The organism is Peptococcus niger, assembly GCF_900101835.1.
Taxonomy (GTDB): domain Bacteria; phylum Bacillota; class Peptococcia; order Peptococcales; family Peptococcaceae; genus Peptococcus; species Peptococcus niger.
In genome coordinates this window covers 23519-45718 of record NZ_FNAF01000005.1, presented here as the reverse complement: position 1 = coordinate 45718, position 22200 = coordinate 23519, and the positions used below count along the sequence as shown (strand labels likewise).

At 53.7% G+C, this 22200-nt stretch carries 11 protein-coding genes and 1 other RNA gene; 1 reads left to right on the top strand and 11 read right to left on the bottom strand.

The window, feature by feature from the left end:
* Positions 1–53 precede the first annotated feature (53 nt).
* The 8 genes from BLQ16_RS05320 to BLQ16_RS05285 all read right to left on the bottom strand — a co-directional run bounded on the left by BLQ16_RS05320 (position 54) and on the right by BLQ16_RS05285 (position 12325).
* Positions 54–1388 (bottom strand): CCA tRNA nucleotidyltransferase, encoded by a 1335-nt coding sequence (locus BLQ16_RS05320; RefSeq protein WP_159427993.1) that lies wholly within the window; start codon positions 1386–1388, stop codon positions 54–56.
* Positions 1336–2283: a pseudouridine synthase gene (locus BLQ16_RS05315; RefSeq protein WP_091791712.1), complete on the bottom strand. Its 948-nt coding sequence runs from the start codon at positions 2281–2283 to the stop codon at positions 1336–1338. The genes BLQ16_RS05320 and BLQ16_RS05315 overlap by 53 nt, the downstream gene beginning before the upstream one ends.
* Positions 2280–5408 (bottom strand): AAA family ATPase, encoded by a 3129-nt coding sequence (locus BLQ16_RS05310; RefSeq protein WP_091791711.1) that lies wholly within the window; start codon positions 5406–5408, stop codon positions 2280–2282. The genes BLQ16_RS05315 and BLQ16_RS05310 overlap by 4 nt, the downstream gene beginning before the upstream one ends.
* Entirely contained in the window at positions 5405–6553 is a 1149-nt protein-coding gene (locus tag BLQ16_RS05305) for an exonuclease SbcCD subunit D (RefSeq protein ID WP_091791710.1), read from the bottom strand. Before BLQ16_RS05305 ends, BLQ16_RS05310 begins: the two co-directional genes overlap by 4 nt.
* Before the next feature lie 17 nt (positions 6554–6570).
* Positions 6571–9981 (bottom strand): DUF445 family protein, encoded by a 3411-nt coding sequence (locus BLQ16_RS05300; RefSeq protein ID WP_159427992.1) that lies wholly within the window; start codon positions 9979–9981, stop codon positions 6571–6573.
* Positions 9982–10083: 102 nt separating this feature from the next.
* Positions 10084–10833 carry an amino acid ABC transporter ATP-binding protein gene (locus BLQ16_RS05295; RefSeq protein ID WP_091791708.1) on the bottom strand — a complete coding sequence of 250 codons (750 nt, stop codon included), beginning with the start codon at positions 10831–10833 and terminating at the stop codon, positions 10084–10086.
* 4 nt (positions 10834–10837) lie between these two features.
* Complete coding sequence (locus tag BLQ16_RS05290) at positions 10838–11473, bottom strand: amino acid ABC transporter permease (RefSeq protein ID WP_200781886.1); 636 nt, start codon at positions 11471–11473, stop codon at positions 10838–10840.
* A gap of 39 nt (positions 11474–11512) precedes the next feature.
* Entirely contained in the window at positions 11513–12325 is an 813-nt protein-coding gene (locus BLQ16_RS05285; protein WP_091791707.1) for an amino acid ABC transporter substrate-binding protein, read from the bottom strand.
* A gap of 166 nt (positions 12326–12491) precedes the next feature.
* Here BLQ16_RS05285 and ssrA point away from each other — a divergent pair.
* Positions 12492–12846, top strand: a transfer-messenger RNA (tmRNA) gene (ssrA, locus tag BLQ16_RS05280).
* Positions 12847–13040: 194 nt separating this feature from the next.
* Here the strand turns inward: ssrA and BLQ16_RS05275 are convergent.
* The 3 genes from BLQ16_RS05275 to BLQ16_RS05265 all read right to left on the bottom strand — a co-directional run bounded on the left by BLQ16_RS05275 (position 13041) and on the right by BLQ16_RS05265 (position 21979).
* Complete coding sequence (locus BLQ16_RS05275) at positions 13041–14720, bottom strand: SulP family inorganic anion transporter (protein WP_341443779.1); 1680 nt, start codon at positions 14718–14720, stop codon at positions 13041–13043.
* A gap of 365 nt (positions 14721–15085) precedes the next feature.
* The gene (locus BLQ16_RS05270; protein WP_091791706.1) at positions 15086–17506 is read right to left on the bottom strand and encodes an S-layer homology domain-containing protein; all 2421 of its coding nucleotides are present in this window, start codon (positions 17504–17506) and stop codon (positions 15086–15088) included.
* Positions 17507–17566: 60 nt separating this feature from the next.
* Positions 17567–21979 (bottom strand): Cna B-type domain-containing protein, encoded by a 4413-nt coding sequence (locus BLQ16_RS05265; RefSeq protein WP_091791705.1) that lies wholly within the window; start codon positions 21977–21979, stop codon positions 17567–17569.
* Positions 21980–22200: the final 221 nt, after the last annotated feature.

Here is a 22200-nt window from a genome sequence, read left to right as displayed (position 1 = left end):
TTATCAGATGTCGCCCGCTTTGTGTACCGTAAAAGACCGTAAAAGGAAAATTATTAGATGGAATTTAAGGCGGTTAATAAATTTTCCCGGGTATTTTCCGCCGGGTCTGCCACCACCAGGTCCAACAAGGCCGCCAGGGTATCACCGATGGCCTTGCCACGATAGCCCAAGGCCAGCAAGTCCCGTCCATCAAGGGCCAGGTCACAAATCCGGTAAGGCTCGCCGGCGGCTAAAATATCGTCAACGATGGCCTCCATTTCAGCGAAAAGCAGGCTGACCTCAGCCCGCTCATTGTGAATGTTGTGGGCATTGATGTCTGCAACTTTTACAGCAATCAGGCGCTTGAGGGTGTCAGCCCCCAGCTCGCTCAACCGGCGGCGTAAGAGCTTCCGGTCAGGCAATAAAAAATCGTTGTGGTGGGCGACCAGCCGGACCACCTCCCGGCGGGTGGCATTGTCATATTTTAAGCGGCGCAGCATCCGGTCGGCCAGCTGGGCGCCGATGGTCTCATGGGCGGGAAAGGCATCTTCCCCATCGGCGCCTTCCTGCCAGGTGAAGGGCTTGCCGATGTCGTGCAGGAACATGGTCAGCCGCAAAATCAAATCTGCCTCGACCAAGCCGGTGGCCAGGGCGGTATGCTCGTAAACGTCCAAAAAATGGCGGTTGGTTTGCTGGTCAAAGTCCACTGACGGACAAAGCAGGGGCACCACTTCACTGAGCAGGCCAAATTCCCGCAGGTCAAAAAGCCCCTTTCCCACAAAGGGCGCCAAGAGCATCTTATTCAATTCCACCTGGATCCGCTCTTTTGAAATGTGCTTGAGCAAGTGGGCTGAGGCCTTGGCGGCAGCTGCCGTAGCCGGGTCATAGTCAAACACCAGGACTGTGGCGAAGCGCACCAGGCGCATCAAGCGCAAACCGTCTTCTTCAAACCGCAGCAAGGGATCGCCGACAGCGCGCATGATCCGCCGCTCCAGGTCTGCCTGACCGTCGTACAGGTCAATCAACCCTTCACCCGGGTGCCAGGCCATGGCATTGACGGTAAAATCCCGGCGCGCCAGGTCTTCCGCCAGGTCGCGGGTGTAGGCCACATTTTCCGGCCGTCTGTGGTCGGCATAGTCGCCGTCAATCCGATAAGTGGTAATTTCCAGGGGCATCCCCTTCATAAGCACCGTCAGCGTCCCATGCTGAATGCCGGTAGGAATGATTTTTTCGCCTTTAAAAACGCTGAGCATTTCATCCGGCCGGGCCGAGGTGCAAATGTCCCAGTCCAGGGGCTGTTTTCCCAGGAGGGCGTCGCGAACACAGCCCCCCACAACGTAGGCTTCATAGCCGGCGTCATTGAGCCGGTGAAGCGCATCGGCACAGGGCTTCGGTAAGGTAATCGACATAAGGCGCCTCCTTTCTGTAGGCAGGTGGCCAGGAAGATGACCAGGACGCAGGCAGGGGGTGAAAGAGGGACAGGGTCCGGCCATCATAGGGGTGGGCCACTTGCAGATAGGGCACGTGTAATGCCGGATGGGCGTGGTGTAAAAGGGGACCACCGTAGGCCCTATCGCCCAAAAGCGGGTGCCCGCTCTGGGCAAAGTGAGCCCGAATCTGGTGCCGTCGGCCGGTAGGCAAATAAATCAAGGCACCGCTAAAGAGCCGGTCATCAGTGTAAAAGGCCCGTTGAAAACAGGTTCGGGCGGGTTTTCCGGCATGATGGGCCCAAATGCGTCCCAATCCGCCGACATCTTTGGCCAGGGGAAGGGTCAGGCTACCGGCTGCCGGCACTTGTCCAAAGACTTCCGCGGCATAAACCTTCCGGGCCGGTTGCCCCGCCAACCGCGCGGCTGCCCAGGCCGACTTGGCAAAGACCGCCAGCCCGGTGGTATCTCGGTCCAACCGGTAGTGGGGAAAATAGCCAAGCGGCTCTCCATGGCGTGCCAAATGCCCCAAGACCGCGCCGGAAAGCGCGCCCGCCTCGCCACGATAACGCGGGTACATGGCCGTCTGCGGCGGCTTATTGATGACCAGCAGGAAATCATCTTCATAAATAATTTCAAGGGGCCGCCTTTCAACCGGCATGGTCAAGGGCCGCACCGGACCTTGGGCGATGGACACCCGGTCACCGGCCGCTAAAACATAGCGGACTGTCACTTGTAGGCCGTTCACCATAATCCCCTGCGGCTCGTTTTTCAAGCGGCTAACCAAGCGTTTGGAACAGCCCATCGGGTTGCGCAGATAATCGCCCAGCCGGCGTCCTGCATCCTCTTGGCCGACGGAAACGGTCAGGCGCTTCACCGGGGCACCTCAAAATGGGCGCTGCTGCCGGCCTCACCGCCGCTAACGACCAGCTTGGCGGCAATGCGATCCCGCAATTCCGCCACATGGGAAATCACCCCGACCAAGCGGCCACCGCTTTGCAGTTCAAATAAGGCGTCAATGGTCTTGTCCAAGGCGTCTTCATCCAAGGTCCCGAACCCTTCATCAATGAAAATGGCTTCCATGGCATGCCCTCCGCTTTCTTCACCGACCACGTCTGCCAGGCCCAGGGCCAAGGCCAAGGAAGCCTTAAACCGTTCGCCGCCGGATAGGGTGGCCACCGCCCGAGCGCGACCGGTATAGGTATCTGAAATGTCCAGGTCGAGGCCGGAACTTTTCCGCTTGTCTGCCACCTGCCCATGCCGTTCAAAGGTATAGCGTCCATCGCTCATGGCGCTGAACCGCTCATTGGCACGGGCCAGGACCTTTTCAAAGTATTGTACCAGAACAAAAGTCTCCAAATCCATCCGGGCGTCATTATCCCCGGCCACCAACCGCTGTAAGCGATTGACCTCGCCATATTCGGCTAAGAGGGCGCCGCCGGCTTCGTCAAGGGCCTGGAGGTCTGAAGCCAGCTGCAGGGTGCCTTGCCGACGGGCCCGTAAGGTAGCCCGCAAGTCCACATAGGCCACCAGGGCCGCTTTTTGTGCCGTCTCCGCCTCTGCCAAGTCTGCACCGGCCCCTAGGCCCGGATGGGCTTTTAACTGGGCGCTTTTACGGGCAAGCTCATCTTGTAAGTAAGACAGGCGGGACTGCTCATCGTTTAACCGCTCCCGCAGCTGGTCCAGGGCCGGCAGGTCTGCCTGTGCCCTGCGATAAGCAGCGGCATCGGCAAAGTGGGCTGTTTGCGCCTGCTGCCAGTCCTCATGGGCTTGGAAATAGGCCTGCTGCCGGTCGGAGAGGGTCTGTAACCGTTCCTGGACGCTGGTGGTTGCGGTCAGGCACTGGTTTCTCAAGTCTGTCCGTTCTGCTTCCAACCGGTCATGCTGGTCATCATAGCGGGCCAGGGCGGCTTCATCTGCTTCCAGGCGGGCCTGTTGCCCGGCGCCATCTGCTGCTGCAAAGGGCAATTGGTCGGCCAATTGCTCCAGAGCCGCTTCCCTTTCCGCCAGGGTCACTTCTGCCGCATGATGCTTGTCTGAGGCCTCATCGAGAAGGCGGTGGGCCGCCGTGACCTGCTTTTCACAGGTGGTCAAGGCCTCCTTCACCAGGGTCAATTCTTCTACCTGGGCCTTGACCGTCGCCAAATCTGCCGCCACCCGGTCAGCCTCAGCCCGAATGGCTGTCCCCTGGGCGGCGACGTCATCTCGAAGGGCCTGCACCGCCGCCTTAGCCGGTGCAGCGCTTTGGGCAAAAAGCGGGGCGGCCGCATCGGCCTGCAGCTGTCGCGCCAAACTCGCCTGCTCTGACCGTTTGCCACCGGCTGTGGTCGCTGTTGTCCGCCCTCTTTCGGCGGCGTCTCGCCAGGCCGTTTCCAGCTGGTCCAGCTGGCCGTCATCGACAGCCTGGGCTTGAAAGACGGTTGGGCCCGGATGGTGCAAGGATCCGCAAACCGGGCAGGGCTGTCCGTCCTGAAGCTGGGCCGCCAAACGGGCGGCGCTTTCCGCTTGCCGGCTGGCCACTGCCGCCTGCCAGGCCTGCAGGGCCTCTTGTTCAGCTAGACCAGCCGCGGCCGCGGCCTGGTCGGCAGCTGCCAGCTCTTCCATCCCGGTCAAGTAAGCGGTCAGCCCTTGCCAGGTTTGCGCCAATTCACTGCGGCGGCGCTGCAACCGGTCCTGCTCAGCAGTCAAGGCCAGGTGACGTGTGGGGGCTTCGGTTAAAGCGGCCATTTTTTCCTGCAAAGCCTCCAGCTGGGCCGATAATTTTTCCTGTTTTTCCCGGGCAACAGCCAGCTCCTTGGCCGCCTCGGCCAAGCTGGCGCGGGCGGTTTTAACGGTAGCAGCGGTGCTCTGCCAACGGCTGTACAAGGCCAGACCCTGGCGCAAGATCGGCAGGGCCGCCCGTTTTTCTGCCATGGCCTCCTTTAGTTCTGCCAAGGCGGCCGCTTTTTGCTCAAGCGTCTGATAAGCCGCTTCTGCCGCCTGCAGCGTCTTGTTGGCCTCATCCGCGGCTTTTTGCGCCATTTCACAACCGGCCTTCAACTCAGCCACCCGCTTTTCCTGGTCGACCAGGGGGCGCGCCCGGTCAGCGGCGGCGATCCGGTCTGCCAACCGCTGTCGCTCTTCAGCCCCACGTTTCAGGGGTAAGAGGGCCGTCGCTGTCCGCCTGAGCTCCTCTTCCAAGGCCTGGGCCGCCTCAACCTGCCGCCGCCGCTCGGCCAAGGCATCGCCCTCCAGCTCTAAGGCCTCCAAGGCTTCATCCACAAGGGCCAGACGGCGGTCATCTTCCAGCACCAACCTGTCCAGGTCTGTAAGTGACGGGGGCTCCGGCAAAAGGGTCCCGAAGGGCAGTGGCACCTGCTGCCATTTGTCATGCGCCTGCGCCTCCAAGCTCCGCGCCTCTTGACCCAAGCTGCGGGCCCGTTCACTCAAGGCCTCCCGCATCCGGAGATAAATGCCTGTACCGAATAAATGTCGTAGCAGCGGGGCTTTTTCACGGGTATCGGCCAGTAAAAACTGTTGAAACTCCCCCTGGGGCAGCATGACAATTTTACGGAATTGGGCTGCATCTAAGCCAATGCGCTCAATCACCGCCCGGTTGACCTCGTCCACCTTGGTCAGTGGCGAAAAATGCGCCTCGTCCAAGGCCTCAAAGAGGACCACCTGCCCCTGGTCCCGGTAACCATCGCCACGCCGCTTGCGAATTTGCTGGGCCGGCTGCCGGTAGATCCGGTAACGGCGATCGTTCAGGCGAAAGGTAAAGCGAACGTAAGTCACGGTTTCCGGGTCCTTGTTAAAATCGCTGCAAAGGCGGTTGCCCTTGCTGTCCCCTTCGCCGGTCTCGCCGTATAGGGCATAAGAAATGGCATCAAATATGGTCGATTTGCCGGCCCCGGTCGGCCCGGTCACGAGAAAAAGGCGCTCTTGACCCAGGGCGGAAAAGTCCAGCTCTGTTTTGCCGGCGTAGGGTCCGAAAGCAACCATTTCCAGTATTAAAGGTCTCATTCTTCTTCCTCCCGGGCCCTTTGCCAAGCAGCGGCCAAAACAGCCCTGACCCCATCATCAACCGGTTGGCCGGTCATGGCTTCGTAAAAGCCTTCCGCATAGGCCAAGGGGGTCAGCCGCTCACCGGTGGCAAGCGCCTGTTCCCGGCTCCGGGCTTGAATCCGCCGGTCCCGTTCCAGGGCCATCACATTGGGATAAGAGCGGCGCAGCCGCGCCATGGCATCCAGGACGTCACCGGTATCCGTTAAAACCACCCGCAAATAATCCGTCGGCGCCACGCCCTCAGGCAAGGCGGTCAACAAGTCCGCCAGGTCACCCCGTACCGTGTGCATGGCGTGTAAGGGCCGCAGCGGCAGCGTCCGGGTGCCGGCAAAGCCGTCAGCATCCAGTTCAACGACGGTCAAGCTCTTGGCCTGCTTTTCTTCTGAAAAGGAATAGGGCAGGAGCGACCCGGCATAGCGGATCTGGGCCTGGCCCGCGGTTTGCGGCCGGTGCAAGTGTCCCAGCGCCACATAATCGAACCGGCCTAGGGCGTCGGCCGTCCAATATTCGGTTCCGCCGACGGTCAATTCCCGTTCTGAATCGCTTTCCTCCGGCGCACCGCCGGCATAGGTGACCATGCCATGGGCCACCAGCACCTGACGCGCCGCCGGGTCCAAGGTCAAGTCTGCCAGCAATTGCGCCATCGCCTCCGGATAGGGCATCCCTGCATAAGCCTCGTCCAAATGGGCCAGAAAGGCACCATCCGCATAGGGCAGGAGGTGAACATCCACCGGACCATAGGCATCTTGCAACCGCACCCTCGGCACCGGCAAGCTTAGCCGGCCGGCCAGGTGCAGGCCGGCATGCGCCAGAATACCGCTGGCAAAGTTCAACCGGTCGCCGCTGTCGTGGTTGCCGCCAATGGCCAGTACCGGCACCTGGTGCGCCAAAATCGTTTCCGCTAAAAATTGATCAAAAAGGTTAACCGCTTCAGGATTGGGGTTGCGGCGGTCGTATAAATCACCGGCCAGAATCAGCCCATCCGGTTTTTCCGCTTCAATATGGGCCATCACCTGGTCTAGGACATGCGCTTGATCTTCAAGCAGGTCAAAGCCATTGACCTTTTTGCCGATGTGTAAGTCCGCCAAATGAAAAAGCTTCATACCATCCTCCTTCAGCGCTAGTTTATCATTTGCGCGATGATCGTCGCCGGAACGGCCACCACCGCTCCCAGGGCCCCCATCCGTTCAACATGGCGAAAGTACGGATTGGCGATATTACGCACCATGCTTTCCAAGAGCGCCGGGCTCAATTGGTTAATCTGCATTTGCGCCACTTGTGGCAATTGCAGGACTGCAATAAGCAACTGTCCATAAGAGGCAAAGAGGGGCGACAATTCATCCCAGCCCTTGTCAAAAATAACTTCCACCCGAGCCAGCAGGGCCTCTTCCAGCTCATGGTCCTCCGGCGCCGTCAGCAAACGGACCGCCGTATCGCGATAGGCCGCCCAAACCGCCGCTGGCAAGAGGTCTCTTGGAGATAGGTCAAAGAAGAGCTGGACCGGCGCTGCATGCACCAAACTCCGGCAATGCCCGACAAGCAGTCGCTTCTGTGCCGGGGAGGCCAGTGCATAAGCTTCTTCCAGCCGCCGCGAAAGCCACAAAAGCGCCGGCGACGCTTGACCCTGCCGCGGCGCCAAGGCCTGGGCCGAGTGCAGCGCAAGCTTTTCTAGCACCGGGGTCAAGCGATGGATAAAGCTGGCGCCCTTGCGGCCATCCAAGCTATCCAGCCCTTGTCCACCTGCCCTTACAACCGTCGTCAGAAGGGCTTCAACATCCTCATCCTTAAAGTCCAGCCCCAGGTCCCGTAAGGACCGGCCAGCTAAAACATCAGCGCAAACCGCCTCCGCTTGCCGGCTGTAAACATCGCGCCGGTCGGCCAAATAGGCCGGCAGGTGGCGGGTCACCAAACAGTCCAGTACCCCTTCAATCAACCGAGTTCCATTCATGATGCCGAATAAAAAGTCCACCGACAGCGGTAAGTGCCCGCGAATCCGCCCGGCCAAGCGCTTAGACAGGCGCGGAATCTGCGGCGCCACCCACGTCGGCAACTGATCATAGGCCCGCATAAGTCCCCCGGCCAGGCTTCCGTAAAGGGCATGGTCTGCCGCCGGCAGCCGCAGGCGACCAGCAACCCGGTCTAACCCTTCACAAAGCGCCGCCCCTGAGAGCGTGGACAGCTTTTCCGTCAAGGCCTTCAAGACCGCATCGGTCAATCGTTCCATCATATGGGCCATTTGGGTCTCAACCTGGGGCTCATCGCTTAAGAGATGCGGCAGCCGCCCTATCAAGGCCGCCAGCAGCCGGGCTGCCAAGGATCCCTGCGGCCGATGATCGAAAAAGAGGGCCAAGGCTTTCAGCCAGTCCTCGCTGGTCACCTGGCCTAATCCCGTTGCCAGGCTATATTGGCCGAGCAAGTGGTCCAGCAGGTCGTTAAGATAGGCCCCGCTGCCAGACCGCCAGGCTGCCATCTGCGGCACCAGGTCTGCCCAAGTCGAAGCCCTTGCTTCTTCTGCTAACCGGTCCTGGAGTCCGCTCCAAATTTCCTCATTGATCACATAGCCTTCTGTCAGCTTTTTCATCTTCCGGGCAAAACGGTGCTGGTTTTTCGGCACTAAGCCTTGCCAACCACCCCTTTTTTTATAGGGCTTAAAAAGGCCTTGCACCGCCAGGACATTCGTTCCGTAACCGACTGCCCCGTACAAGCCACACCGGCCTGCAAAAGCCGCCGAATAAAGCAGCCAGTCTTCATCCGGCGTCGTCAACTGAAAACCGGTCAGGGTCAGCACCGTGCCGCTGGCAAACCCGACCGCCCCGCCGACCACCCCGCCAATGGCCGACAAGGGCCGCATTTCACGGCCCAACAGGTCCAGGGCCAAGTGGCGCATTTCCTGGTGGGACAAGGCTTCCAATTGTTTTCTGGCCAAATTGCCCAAATGGGCGGACATGTCGGTAAATATATAGTCCTCCAGCCGGGCGGCCAAGCGCGCCTCAACCTGCGCCCTGACAGAGGTATGCTCCTGCAAGGCCTCCAGCTGCTGGGACAGGGGCTGGTGCAGGAACCTGCCGGTCAAGGTCGCCATCTGAGGGGCGACCGGCAGCCTGGCCAAATTTTCCCTTGCCTGGGTCCAGTCGACAGATGACAGTCGCTCGGTCAGCCCCTGGGCCAGCAGCGCACACCGGTCCGGCGGCAAGACCCTGTCTGCCAAGGGCCTCCGCCGCCAACCGTCAGACCGCTCCAGCAAACCGGGCAAGGCCTCTGTCCCTTCCGCAACGGCTAAAAGCAGCCGGTAGAGCCACTTGCTCGCCCGATCAATGCCGATAAAATTCTCCAGCAGGTCTGCCGCTGAGCGATGCAAAAGCTGGGTCAATTTTTCCTGCAAAGGCCGGGCCCAGGCCTCGCCAATCCTCCTGTCCTGCCGGAGGACCCCTTCGCCGGCATACCATTTGGCCGCCGCCTGCTTGACCTGAGCCATCAGGCCCTCTACCAGCTGTTCCCGTAAGGCCGCTTGTTTGTCAGGGGTCTGCCATTCAATAAAGAGATGGGACAACCAGTTGCTGCCCTCCGCCCCGGCAAAATACCCTTCCACCGCACGGCGAATGGGCGTTTTGAGACTTGAATCCGCCAAGGCCTCATCAACCGCCGCTAAAACCATCTTTTCCAGCTCTGGCCGTTCTGCCTGCAAAAATGCCGTCCCGGTTGGCCATAGCTCCGGCAAGACTACGTCCACCACCGCTTCAACCTGCCGCCGGACAAAGGACGCCAAGTGCTCTGTAGCACCGGGTGTCTTCGCCCATGCCTTCACCGCCTCCAGGATACGAGGCTGGGCCTGCTCCAAAGCCTTAAAAAGATGGCTCACAGTCCGGTCGGCCAAGGACTCAGGCGCCTCCTTTAAAAATGCTGCAAGTGCTTGGTCCCGCCACAGGGGGTGGTCCGCCAAGGCGGTCAAGGTCGCACTCAATTCTTCTTCAATCAACCCGCGATGCCCGCGTAAAAAAGTCACCACAGCCTGCTTATCCAATTTTTCAGCCATGACCGCCGGTGGCAAAAATTCCGCCAGCCCTAAATCATCCGGGCTGTGACTTGCCAAGTCCGTCAAGGCTGCCGTTAGCGCCTCATGAAAAGCCCCGCTCACCTCTAAGGCCGCCAGCCGGTCTGTTACAAAATCCGGCCTCAGCTCCAGCGGCGGCCAGGCCGCCCGGCCAATCCGTTCCGTCAGCAAGCTGCGCAAGGCCTGGCCTTCAGCACCGTCATCGGCCCGCACCCCCTGTACCGTTTGCGGCAAAACCCGCCGTACCAAATGGGCCGCCAAGGCTTCAAAAACCGCCTGTGTTTCCGGTTCAGCAGCCAATTTTGCCATCACATCCGGACCAAAAATATCTTCTTCTAAAACCGCTGTAATCATATCAATAAAACCGCGGCGTTCTTTTTCAATAATACCGCCCGGTCGAAACAATTGTCGCACAGCCACATCGTTGGTGACGTAGCCCGTCAAGGCCCCCAAGATGGTTTCTGTTAGAATCGTCCACATATCCATGCCCCCATCGCCATTTTCTTTATCATAGCACAGACGCCTGGAAATCGACACAAAAAACCGGCGGCATTTGCGCCAATCGCAAATGCCGCCGGCAACTTATTTGACATCTTTGTTTAAAAAAGCCCGGGTACGGGGGTTTTGCGGGTGGTCCAGAACCGCTTCCGGGGACCCTTCTTCCACAATAAGGCCGTCGGCCATAAAGATAACCCGGTCCGCCACATGGCGGGCAAAGGCCATTTCATGGGTTACAATCACCATGGCCATATTGTCATCGGCCAATTCTTGAATAACGGCCAGAACCTCTTGGGTCAATTCCGGGTCCAGCGCCGAGGTTGGCTCGTCAAAGAAGAGGATCTTGGGCTTCATGGCCATGGCACGGGCAATCGACACCCGTTGCTGCTGCCCGCCGGACAATTCAAAGGGATAGTTGTGGGCCTTATCCGCCAGCCCCATCCGTTCCAAAAGGGCTTGCGCCGTTTTCTCTGCCTCTTCCTTGCTCTGCTTGAGCACATTCCGAGGGGCAAGGGTCAGGTTGGCCATGACCGATAAGTGGGGAAAAAGGTTAAAATGCTGAAAAACCATCCCGTACAGGCGGTTGATCTTTTCCCGCTCATCATGACCGCTATAGCCGTCCTTTTCCGTGTAGAGCGTCAAGTCCCCGTAATGGACCTCCCCCCCTTGGAGGGTTTCCAGGTGAGTTGCCAAACGAATCAAGGTGGACTTCCCGCTGCCCGATGGCCCGATAATCGCCACCACTTCCCCTTCATCGACTTCCAGGGAAATATCCTTCAGGACCGGTCGGTCCCCGAAGGCTTTCTGTATATTTTTCATTGATAAAAGTTTCATTGTATTACCTATAATAATCCAGTCCTTTTTCAATCCGATCCATAATAAAGGCCACCAGGTAATTCATGGCATAATAGAAAGCCGCTACCGCCAAATAAGGCGTCATCGACGCTTCCCGCGCCGCCATTGCCTTGGCGATGATAAAGGTCTCGCTGACGGAAATCACCATGGCCAAAGACGTATCCTTCACCAGCGTGATCACCTCATTGGTGATGGACGGCATAACCGTCTTCATCACCTGGGGCAGCTGAATTTTGAAAAAGGTCTGCGCCTTGCTCAAGCCCAGGACCTCAGCCGCTTCCAATTGACCACGCGGAATGGCCTCAAAACCGCCCCGGTAAATTTCTGCAAAATAGGCGGCATAGTTAAAGACAAAGGCCACAATCGCCGCCCGAAACCGGTCCGGAGACGACAGGCCGAACAGATAGTAGGGCCCGAAATAAACAAACATCAACTGCAACATCAGCGGCGTGCCGCGCATCACAGAAATGTAAAAGGTCGTCAGCAAACTGACCGGCTTAAACCTGGATTTTTTCAGCAACATGACAACAAAACCCAGGGGCATCGCTAACGCCAGCGTGATAAAAAAGATCGCCAGCGTATTGCGAAACCCCTGAGACAATTCAATTAGCATATCCATGCGTAAAGGTATCCACCACCCATTAAAATTTAATCCGGATTATTTACCAATCAGGGTAATATCCTCTTTGAAGTATTTCTCAGACAGCTCTTTCAGCTTGCCGTCTTTGGCCAATTCATCAAGGGCAGCGTTTACTTTTTCAGCCAGTTCTTCATTGCCAAGCTTGAACCCGACTGCGTATTCTTCTTCGCTCATGGCTTCATCAAGCACTTTGAATTCACGCCCTTGAGCGATATTATACCGCGCAACGACCTCATCCATCAAGACCGCATCGCAAGATCCTTGCTCAAGGTCCGTCAAAGCCGTCATATTTTCCGGTACCATCGTCACCGTGCCCAGAGAATCTTTAAAGTCTTTATTGTCGTTCAGCGCATTTTCCGCTGTGGACCCTTGCTGCAATTCAATGGTTTTCCCCTTGAGGTCTGCCAAGGAGGCAATATCCGAATCTTTCTTCACGACCAAAATCTGGCGATTTTGCATGTACGGTTTACTGAAGGTATACTTATCTTCACGACCGGTCATGGTAAAGCCGTTCCAAATGCAGTTGATATTCCCGGTGTCCAGTTCAGCATCTTTAGAATCCCAGTCAATCGGCTGTAAAGAAATGTCATAGCCCATTTTCTCAGCCGTCAATTTGGCCAATTCAAGGTCAAAGCCTGTGAATTCCCCTTTGCTGTCCTTAAAGCCCATCGGCGGGAAGCTTTGGTCAAAGCCCACAATTAAGGTTTTATCATTGCTCGTCTGGGCAGGCGTCGATCCTTGCTCGGATGTAGCAGCGCCACCGCCACCACCACATGCTGTCAGTGCAAAAGCCGCCATCAATAACATTGCTACAATACTTTTTTTCTTCATCGAGATCCCCCTTAATCATTTTGCAATAAAACACATTCGCTTTAGTTCGTTAACATGATAACATGACAGCGGTAGTATTGCAAGCCCCTTTCTGCTTTTCGTCAAAACCGTCAGCCCGGGCATTTGAAGGGCCCCGGTAAATATGCTATAATTGGTATCTACCCTCGGGGGTGTACTGGTTTCGACGGGGGATGGCAAGACCGCAACTTGCGTGCCGAGTTTGACGTGGGCTCGCAAAACACGTCAAAACAATAACTGCTAAAAACAATAATTTAGCTTTCGCAGCTTAACACCTGTGAACTCTCCACCTGCTGTGTCTGAGGTGCGGGACCGGAGAGCCAAATATCAGACTACCTGACGGTCATTGACAGATAGCCGCCGGGGAAACAAATCTGTCTCGCCTCTAAACAAACCTGATGACAGGTGTGTGCGAGGTTAAATCTTAAATATGTCATCTACGCACGTAGAGGGTTTCGGGATTGATCTTCCGGACAGGGGTTCGACTCCCCTCACCTCCATAATAACTTTATCCTATTAAACCGCACGAGATTGAAGCCGCTAGTGATAGCGGCTTTTTGTTTTTCTTCTGCCGGCAAAGCTGTCATTGGACCTATCGCTCCCTATAAGCAAGCCCTGCCTCATGTCCTATGAGGCAGGGCTTGCTTGTTCTTTTACCGGCTGAGGCCGCGATTTCTGTAACGTCCTGGCGTGGCCGTCAATCAACCACCCTGGCCTTGTCATCAACCGACCGTAAAATGGCTTGCTCGGCGCTGGGATAGAGATGGTCTCTGCCGATGATATCTAAAAATCCACTCCGTTCCAGGTAGCGCTTAACGGCCGGCTGAACACTGGATACCGACAGCTGGGTCCCTTCCCCTTCCAATTCTTCAGCCAGTTCCATGAGGGCCTGGACCCCTGAAAGGTCAATAACCGGTACCCCCCGCATAGAAAGGATGATGACGTCGCTGTGGGGCATGGTCAGCAGCTTATCTTTTAACCGGTCTACCACCCCAAAAAATAGGGTCCCGGTAATATAAACGACCCGGACTTCATTAATATCAGGGACCCGGTCTAAGCCCATGCCGATTTCTTTCAGGCGGGCATTATCCACATCGGCAATATTGATTTCCAGCTGGCTCATTCGGGCCACAATGAGGACCAGGGAGAAGATTACCCCGATGATAATGGCCTGGGTCAGGTCTAAAAGCACAGTCGCTGCCAGGGTAATACTGAATTTAGCAATCCCGCTTTTAAAGCGGTGGGAAAAAATAAAGCGGATATTGGCCCAGTCGTTCATCCGCCAAGCGGTGACCATAAGGACACCGGCCAAGGCACTCAAGGGAATGGCAGACATCACCGGGGTCAGGATAAACATAGATAAGAGTAGGATAATGCTATGGATAATACCGGTGAGCCTGGTCCGGCAGCCGGATTTAATGGCCACTGACGTCCGGGCGATGGCTGCTGTAGCAGGGATTCCGCCAAAGAAAGGAATCACCAGGTTCCCAAGCCCTTGGGCAACCAGCTCCCGGTTGCTTCTAAGCCGTTCAGCGGTCATTTTTTCCGCTGAAGCCCCACAAAGAAGGCTTTCCACCATGCTGAGGAGGGCGATGGATATGGCCGGCATAATATAATTTGGCCAGGTCGTGGGGTTTAAGTCCCCGATGGTCAACCGGTCAGCTAAAAATAAAGTCCGGGGAATTTCCCCCACCACGGGCACATCCCAATGAAAAATCGCCTGAAAGGCCAAAACGACAGCCAGGGCCATCAGGCTGGAGGGGAAAACCGCATTCCATTTTTTCGGCCAGGCAATCATGAGCAGGATAACGCCCAGGCCAATAGCGGTGGTCCTTACATCCGGCACGGCCCCGGTTTGAAAATAAGACGCCACTTTTAAAAGGGCCAGGTCCCCTTCTGATTTGATGCCAAAAAAATGATCCAGCTGGCCCAGGGCAATCACCGCTGCTATGCCGGACGTAAAGCCGGTAATGACCGACGAAGGCACAAAGGAAATAATCCGCCCCAGGCGAAAAAGTCCGGCTAAGACCAGAAGAATCCCTGCTAAAAATCCGGCCACCAAAACTCCGGTCAGCCCCTCTTTAGCGACTATGGATAAGAGGATGGCCATCATGGCACCGGTAGGACCGGATATTTGGTAGCTGGCCCCGGAAAAGCTACTGATCACCAGCCCGCCAAGGACCGCCGTCACCAGACCGGCCGCTGCCGAAGCCCCGGAGCCAACACCAAAGGCCAGGGCCAGGGGGAGGGCCACAGCCGCAACCGTCGTACCCGCCATCAAGTCCTGAGAAAAAGCCGCCCCGTCATACCCCTTAAATTCTCGCTTAAGGTCTTTCATATACTCCAGCCCGAGGGTCAAAGCATAAATTTTTTTCAACCACTTCACCTCTTTTAATTATTGAAAAGGACAAAATATAAGCAATTCAATTTATTTATAGTATCTCCTATTTGCATCAAAAAAGCAAATTATCCCTTATCTTTTAATCTTTTTGCATAAAATATTTTGACTCCCCTGCCGCCCTGGTGGCTTCATCCGATGACGCCCTGGGCACTAGGCCATCACACAAGAAAGGCCGGTAGCGGCAAGCCTGTCTTAAGATGGACAGGCCTGCTCCTGCCGGGCCTTTTTGCAAATAGGACAAGACCCCGCCTTATTTCTAAGGCGGGGTCTTGTCGGTTGGACTGCATTTTTTCCCGTTCTACCACTACATAAGATCAGCGCAAACGGCTGCAGCTGATTGGTTAAATAAAGGTCTTACCGTTCAAATCGGTCCAGTGTTCAGCTTTACCGTCTTTATCGCGGGTAAAGTCATGGCCCATGGTGGCTTCCATAACCGGTTCAAAGAACCAGTCGCCGGCGCTTACGTCGCTGAAGTGGATGACTTCATCATTGTGGGCATTGATCCAATCGAGGTCTGCACTGCGATTGAGCATCCGGTTGGTGATGGAGGTCACTTCTGCGCGGGTAATGGCTTGTTCCGGACGGAAGGTGTTGTCCGGATAACCGGAAATCCAACCGTTGGAGGCTGCCAGGCGGATGGCCTTATAGCCCCAGTGGCTTGCGTCCAAATCACTGAAAGTAAGGTCTTTTTCTTCAGTGAGGTCGGCAAAGCGGGAGGCAATGGAAGAAAATTCTGCCCGGGTGATGGGCTGGTTGGGTTTGAAGGTCCCGTCCGGGTAACCGGAGACGATGCCTTTTTGGACGGCATAGCCGACGGTATCGGCGTACCAGTCGCCGGCATAAATGTCGCTCAGACCGGCTGCATAGCTTTGGCCTTTAACGGGGCGGTCTTTTAAGAGTCGGGTGAACATGGTGGCCACTTCTGCCCGGGTCATGCCCTTGTTGGGGGCAAAGGTCCCGTCCGGATAGCCAATGAGGTACTGGTAGTGGTCGGCTTTGTTCAAATCGCCGTTATCCGGTTCTTCCGGTTTAGGTTCCGGCTTGGACGGGGTCGTTGTTGCGCCACCCTTGCTGCCGCCTTGGTGACCTGTATCAGGTTTCGGTTCAGGTTTCGGTTCTTCTTTTGCTTCCCAAATGGCGTAAAGAACCATATCTTCATCCACTCTGTCGTTATCTTTTTGATTCAAGAAATCGGGCTTAATTACCGTATCTGCTTTTACAAATTCACCCTTGCCGTCAGCTTGGGTGTTCCAGCCCTTGAAAGTGTATTCTTTCCCATTGAAAGCTAACTTCGTTTCATCAACTTTATAGTCTTTGTCGCTAATGAAAGCTTCGCCGGCTTGAGTTATATCTTTATTCGGCTGTGTATCTTGATCAAATCCGTCACTGTTCATAGCCTTGTTCACCACAAACTTCGAGTAGCCGAGGTTTTGTTCTTCAGCATCACCTAAAGACTTCGTATTTTTATCGAAGCGCACAATCGGAATTGCAAAGTCGAAATTCATTGTGTTCTTAGCTTTAAGCTCAGGAATTGCTTGAGAATCCGGAAGAATCAAAGCAAAAATAGCAGCTCCGCCTGTCATTCTCCTTTTATCTATTCCTACAGCACCTTTTATTTTACCCTTGCTTACAGATTCTAACTCTTTGTCTGCTTCTAATTCCTTAGCATACTCCTTGGAAATTTTAATGTTTGAACCTTTACCGGTCTTTAGTTTCATCGGTTGTAATATTTGCTGTCCAGTTACAACAGTTGTATTGTCAGTTGGATAGCTTGTATCGCTTCCATACTTTGCATCCGAATTATCACTTCTTGGCGTGGTTCTAATAATAAACTTCTTGAGTCCATTCGGGTTTTTAAAAGAGAACTTGGTTACTAAGCTATCCGGATTAGGCAATGCGATAGTCGGGCTTAGAGATTTATAATTTTCATCTAAAACATCAGAAACGATGAATGTTGAACTTTCAAAAGTCCAGTCTTCTTGCTGCTTTGCTACTTCAAATTTATTATCTAACTCTACTGTTAAATCTTCATAAGAGTAGTTTTGTGGATTTTCGCCAGTAAAATCCGTAACTCCTTTGGCGGATTTTATAATGCCCAAAGGATTCTCAACTATAACAAATGGAACTCTTGGATCTTTAAAGTAAAATTCAGATACAGCTTGAATTTCATATCCTTCTTTATCCGGATCAAAATAATACTCAATCAACCTTTTCTCTGCATCTATATCCTCAAAACCCTCAGTCCGTTTTATAAAGTTATCTTTTTCTGTGGCTTCGTCCTCGACATCTTTCACTGTTTTTTCGCCGTTGATGTATAAAGTTCCTCCGCCGGTTTCAAGCATTTTAGCAAAAGCCATTAAATCCGTAACAGGCATAATAACCGGATATAGCTCTGTATCCTTGTTTAGTCCCTCAATTGCTGAGATTGATTCTATATCGCGATAAATTACTTCATTTGGATCCATGTTATGAGTAGAGTCAGCTTGTAAAAACTTTTTATCAGTTGACCAACCTAAAAATATTTTTCTAAAAGTCCTATAGGACCAATCGCTCCTCCCAGCATTTTTATACCATTGGCCTAACTTATCATCTGGAGAATTAAAAGTCTTATCTTCAAGTTTTTTATCTGCGAGATTATAAACCTTTATTGTAAGAGGATAGCTGACATTCTGTTCACCCTCTGTACCCTCTGCAAATGCCTGCGAGGGCACCACGCTTAGCAGCAATGCTGCGGCCAAAAAGATGCTTAGTAATCTTTTCATGTTCTCTTCCTTTCTTCATCGGGTCCCGGGCCGGGGAAACCCCGGCCTAGGTCCTCTTTTTTATTTTCTGTACAAAAGGGGAAAGCGGAATTCTTCCCCGTTGAGGCGGCTCCAGTCTTCTTCTTTTTCTGCAGCCTTTCTCGTGTAGTCGTGGCCGTTGGTGGCTTCCATAATGGGGAAGTAGGCCCAGTTGACTTCTGTCAGGTCGGTAAATTCAATCATCTCACCAAGGTGGTTGCGGACGAAATCCTTGTCGGCAAACCGGTCCAGCATAATGTTGCTGATGGACACCACTTCCGAACGGGTGATCTTGCGCTCCGGCTTAAAGCTGCCGTCGGGGTAACCGGATACCCAGCCCTTGGCCGCTGCCGAATTAATGGAAGATAGGGCCCAGTGGCTGTCGGGCACGTCAAAGAAGGGATTGCCCCTGCCGTCAACGAGCTTATCAAAGCGGGCGGCCATGGCGGCAAATTCCGCCCGGCTAATGGCCTCCGTGGGCTTAAAGCTGCCATCTTCGTAGCCCTTGACGATGCCCTTTTCCGTCATAAAGCCGATGGCCTCATAAGACCAATCGCTTGCGGTCACGTCATTATACGGAATGACGTAGCTTCTGCGTTCCTTCGGATAATCTTTCAAGAGCCGAGCAAACATAGCCGTAACCTCTTCCCGGGTCATGTTGCGATTGGGAAGGAAAGTGCTGTCAGGATAGCCAAACATATAGGCCTTGTGGTCTTCCTTATTTAGCAGACCGTCATCAGGCACCGGTTTGGTATTCCAAAAAGCGGAACCCCCACCACCATGAGACCGTCTCTCGACTTTTTTGTAAATGTGACGAATGGTCGTCTCTTTACCTTCTGTCGTTTTTTCTGTCTTAACATATTTATAACCGGAAATGTTTTCCTTAGGATTCTCTCCATCCTTTGGTTTAATTAAATCATTGCCCTGTTCATCCACGTATTTTGTAATGACTTTTTCCGTCGGCGGATTGGGCTTGTTTTTTGTGTTGGTGATGGTGAAACCATCAGTCACATTACCGGTGACTTTTGACGTAAAGCCTTTCACGGCATTTTCGCTCACGGTGTAGGTGATGGCGTTACCGTTTTCATCATTTTTGGGCAAACCTTCAAAGGTACCAGTCCATTGGTTGTTGGCATTTAAGATGACGGTTTTATCTGTTGCCTCACCGTTTGTTTTTAAGGTGATGGTAACAGGCACTTTGTCGCTCTCTTCCGCACCGGACCAAACTTTTGTCACTTGAACGTTAACTTTGTCTTCCGGTATCGGGTTGATTTTTGTATTGGTCACCGTGAAGCCATTGGCCACATCACCGGTGACTTTTGACCTAAATCCTTCCACGGCATTTTCTGTCACGGTATAGGTGATGGCGTCGCCATTTTCATCATTTTTGGCCAAGTCTTCAAAGGTCCCGGCCCATTGGTTATTGGCATTTAAGGTGACAGCTTTTTCTGTTGCTTGTCCATTTGCCAGTAAGTTTACAGTCACATCGACTTTGTCACTCTCTTCCGCATCAACCCATTTTTTATTAACGGAAATATCCACGGTTTCCGGTGTTTTTTTATTGGTTACCGTAAAGCCATTTGTCGCATCGCCACTAGTTACCGGAGTTTCATAACCTGATACCGGCTCTTCCGAAATCGTGTAGGTGATAACCGCACCTTGTTCATTTTTCTTGGGAAGCTTTTCGAACTTTTGTGTTTCGTTTCCCGTAAAGGTTAGGGTTTTCTTCGCATCCGCGCCGTCGGCCAAGAGCTTAATCGTGGCCGTTACGCCGGTCGGCGTCGTGTCTTTTCCGCTTTCATCTTTCCATACCTTCGTCACGGATATATCCACGGTTTCTTTTATCTGCGTGTTAGTTACTGTAAAGCCCTCCGTCGCATTACCCATGGTTTTCGAGGTAAAGCCGTTAATAGATGCTTCTGAAACGCTGTAATTTGTAATCTTCGCGTCTTTACCATCGGTTCCGCCGTTGACGGCGATGGTGTCGACCTTTTCAAATTTACCGCTCCATCCGTTCGCTTCATTTAAAGTCAGCGACACCGGAGCCTTCCCGCCGGTAAGCGTCAGCTTAACCTCCTGCTTTTGTTCGTCTTTCGTTCCTTCGCCCCACACTTTGTTTACGGGAATGTCGATTTGTTTTACCCATAGGGCGTATACGGTTGTCGTATAGGGATTCAGAATGTCAGTTATAGGTCCCGTTTGTTTTGCCTGCAGGCTCATGTAGGACTTGCTATCGTCAAATTTATTAACATTTGCGCCTAAATAGGCATCGGCGCTTTCAAAGGCAGCTTTCTGGTCTGCCGCCCAACCGACGAATTGGTAGCCTTCCTTCGTCGGCGTCTTTTCTGCCTTCATATTCGTCTTGTCCGCAAAAGGATCTTCGGAGGAATAGAAAGTGTAATCCTTTGTATCGGTTGCTTGCCCGTCAAAGGTGCCGCCGTTGCCGTCAAAAATCAGTTCCGCCCGTTGGCCGAGAACCACTTTATTTTGCGGTGACAGGACAAAATCCCATTCACCAATGGACGTGTCATCGCTAAAGCCTGCCCGTACTTGATTGGTGTAATGGGACGGCTCGTCTGCCTTAGCCTTACCGATGTAATGCAGAAAATGGGCATCGCCTTTCGCAGGTGTATAATTTTTCCCTTCAGCGATGACATAGCCCACTTTTCGAGAGATGTTTTCCGGATAACTATCTCCTTCTTTCGTGGATGCCTCGCTAATGGACACATCGATTTCCTTAGTCAACGGACCGGTCAAGAGAATCATCGATTGGCCGTCCAAGACCCGCAGGTCTTTGCCCGCGGTAAGAGTCGCTTTCGGCGTAATGGTAACATTCCTAGCCGCATAAATGTTCACACCCCCGTATTCGTTAGGTTTGTTCGGATGTGGACTCATATTCCAAGAGGCGCCGCCGACAAAGTCTCCCGTTACCGTAGCATCGTCCACAGTAAGGAGGCCGTCGTTATAAATTTCGCCGCCCAGTGCGGCAGCCATGCCGCCGGTTAAGGTAGCACCGCCGGAGATGATTAAGTCACCTTCATTATAAATGCCGCCGCCGAGGACGGAGCGGCTAGCGGTCAATGTATCACCGGACATGGTGACTTTTGCCTCAGGGCCGACAAAGATTCCGCCGCCAGCCCGATTGCCCCAGTACAAAGTGCCAACGTTTGTAATTTTATTGCCAGACAGGGTAACGTCGGCGGGAATGATTTTTCCGCGATGGGTACCTATGGCAATGGCGCCGCCGTTATCTGATACGGAAATGCCGTCAATTTTATTATTTTTGATAGTCAGATTCGGTTTGTCGGTGCCGGTGCCACTTTTTTCTTCAAGGCTAATGGCACCGCCGAAAGAGGCAATCTCTTTGCCATTGCCTATGCCGTAACCAGTCATTTTATTGCTTTCGATGGTATGTGTTCCTGTGCCGACGATGTCGATAAAGCCGCCGGCGTAGGCAACTTTTGACTTAGAACCTGTTGTTGTAAATTCACAATTCGTTACCTTGCTTGTGCCTCCTTCAAAGCAGAGGGCGCCGCCGCTAATAGCGTAGGAATCCCCCAAGCTGTCAATGGTGAACTTTGAACCCGAAATATCTACCGTTCCGGCGTAAGACCGCAAAAAGCCGCCGGTATTAAAACCTTTCGCCACTTTCACATCTACATTTTTAATGGTAGCGGTGACATCTTGGCGAATATGAACACAGGCACCCTGGGTGCCTTGATCGTCACTGGCCAAATATCCACTGTTTCCGGAAAATGCGGTGCCCATAATATTCAGACTGCCTTTGGCCTGGTAGATGGCCGCGCCGTGACCGTAGGCGGGCACGGTATTGTCAGTAAAGGAGCCTCCGTGAATGGCAATGGTTGTTTCCGCATCGGTGGTGTAAATAGCAGCACCGCTAACGGCATTTTCCGGTTTACTTAGCGTTGCGTTTGTGCCTGGTCTGTTGTTAGAAAAATGGCTATCGGTTGCCGTTAACGAACCGCCGCGAAGCAGCACACCGCCGCCGGGGTTCTCGGAAGCATCCCCGCCCGGGCAGCCCTTCGTAATGGTCGCTCCCTTTAAGGTCAACTTGGCATCCGTGGCATGAATGGCCCGGTTGACATCCTTACCATCTAAGGTCAAACCGTCAACGACCACTTCTCCGCCTTTAACAATTAAAAGGGTATTGCTCACGCTCTCATTGGAATCCTTGAGTCCGACGTTCGCGGACAGAATACCCATTCCCTTTAACGTCAATGTCTTCTTGTCGATGACCAAGGGCTTGGTCAAGGTCAAGTCTCCAGTAATGGTAATAATATCGCCACTAGTGGCATTGGCCACCGCCTGTCGCAGCCCCGCTTCATCGCTCACATTGTAATCTGCAGCCAACCCCGGCCGGGCGAAAGCAGTGAGCAGAACTAGGGTTACGATCAAACATCTGATTATTCTGTTCCGTCCGATAAAATCGACCATATATACTCCTCCTTTTCTTATAATTTAAATTATATATATATATATATATTTGTCAACACTTTCGATAAATATAGGTCATCTATTTAAACAGTTATTTGCAAATAATATCCTATAATTTATTAGGCCACAGAAAGTTACTCTCCGCAGCTCTAGTAAACAGCAAAGGCCCCGTCTTAAAAAACAAGACGGGGCCTTTGCTGTATAGACTTGTCGTGCAAGCG

Bases quoted from the DNA above. Each gene is read 5' to 3' on its own strand.
- BLQ16_RS05320 (WP_159427993.1), bottom strand. From the start codon at position 1,388: ATGTCGATTACCTTACCGAAGCCCTGTGCCGATGCGCTTCACCGGCTC.
- BLQ16_RS05310 (WP_091791711.1), bottom strand. From the start codon at position 5,408: ATGAGACCTTTAATACTGGAAATGGTTGCTTTCGGACCCTACGCCGGC.
- BLQ16_RS05305 (WP_091791710.1), bottom strand. From the start codon at position 6,553: ATGAAGCTTTTTCATTTGGCGGACTTACACATCGGCAAAAAGGTCAAT.
- BLQ16_RS05300 (WP_159427992.1), bottom strand. From the start codon at position 9,981: ATGTGGACGATTCTAACAGAAACCATCTTGGGGGCCTTGACGGGCTAC.
- BLQ16_RS05295 (WP_091791708.1), bottom strand. From the start codon at position 10,833: ATGAAACTTTTATCAATGAAAAATATACAGAAAGCCTTCGGGGACCGA.
- BLQ16_RS05290 (WP_200781886.1), bottom strand. From the start codon at position 11,473: ATGGATATGCTAATTGAATTGTCTCAGGGGTTTCGCAATACGCTGGCG.
- BLQ16_RS05285 (WP_091791707.1), bottom strand. From the start codon at position 12,325: ATGAAGAAAAAAAGTATTGTAGCAATGTTATTGATGGCGGCTTTTGCA.
- BLQ16_RS05270 (WP_091791706.1), bottom strand. From the start codon at position 17,506: ATGAAAAGATTACTAAGCATCTTTTTGGCCGCAGCATTGCTGCTAAGC.
- BLQ16_RS05265 (WP_091791705.1), bottom strand. From the start codon at position 21,979: ATGGTCGATTTTATCGGACGGAACAGAATAATCAGATGTTTGATCGTA.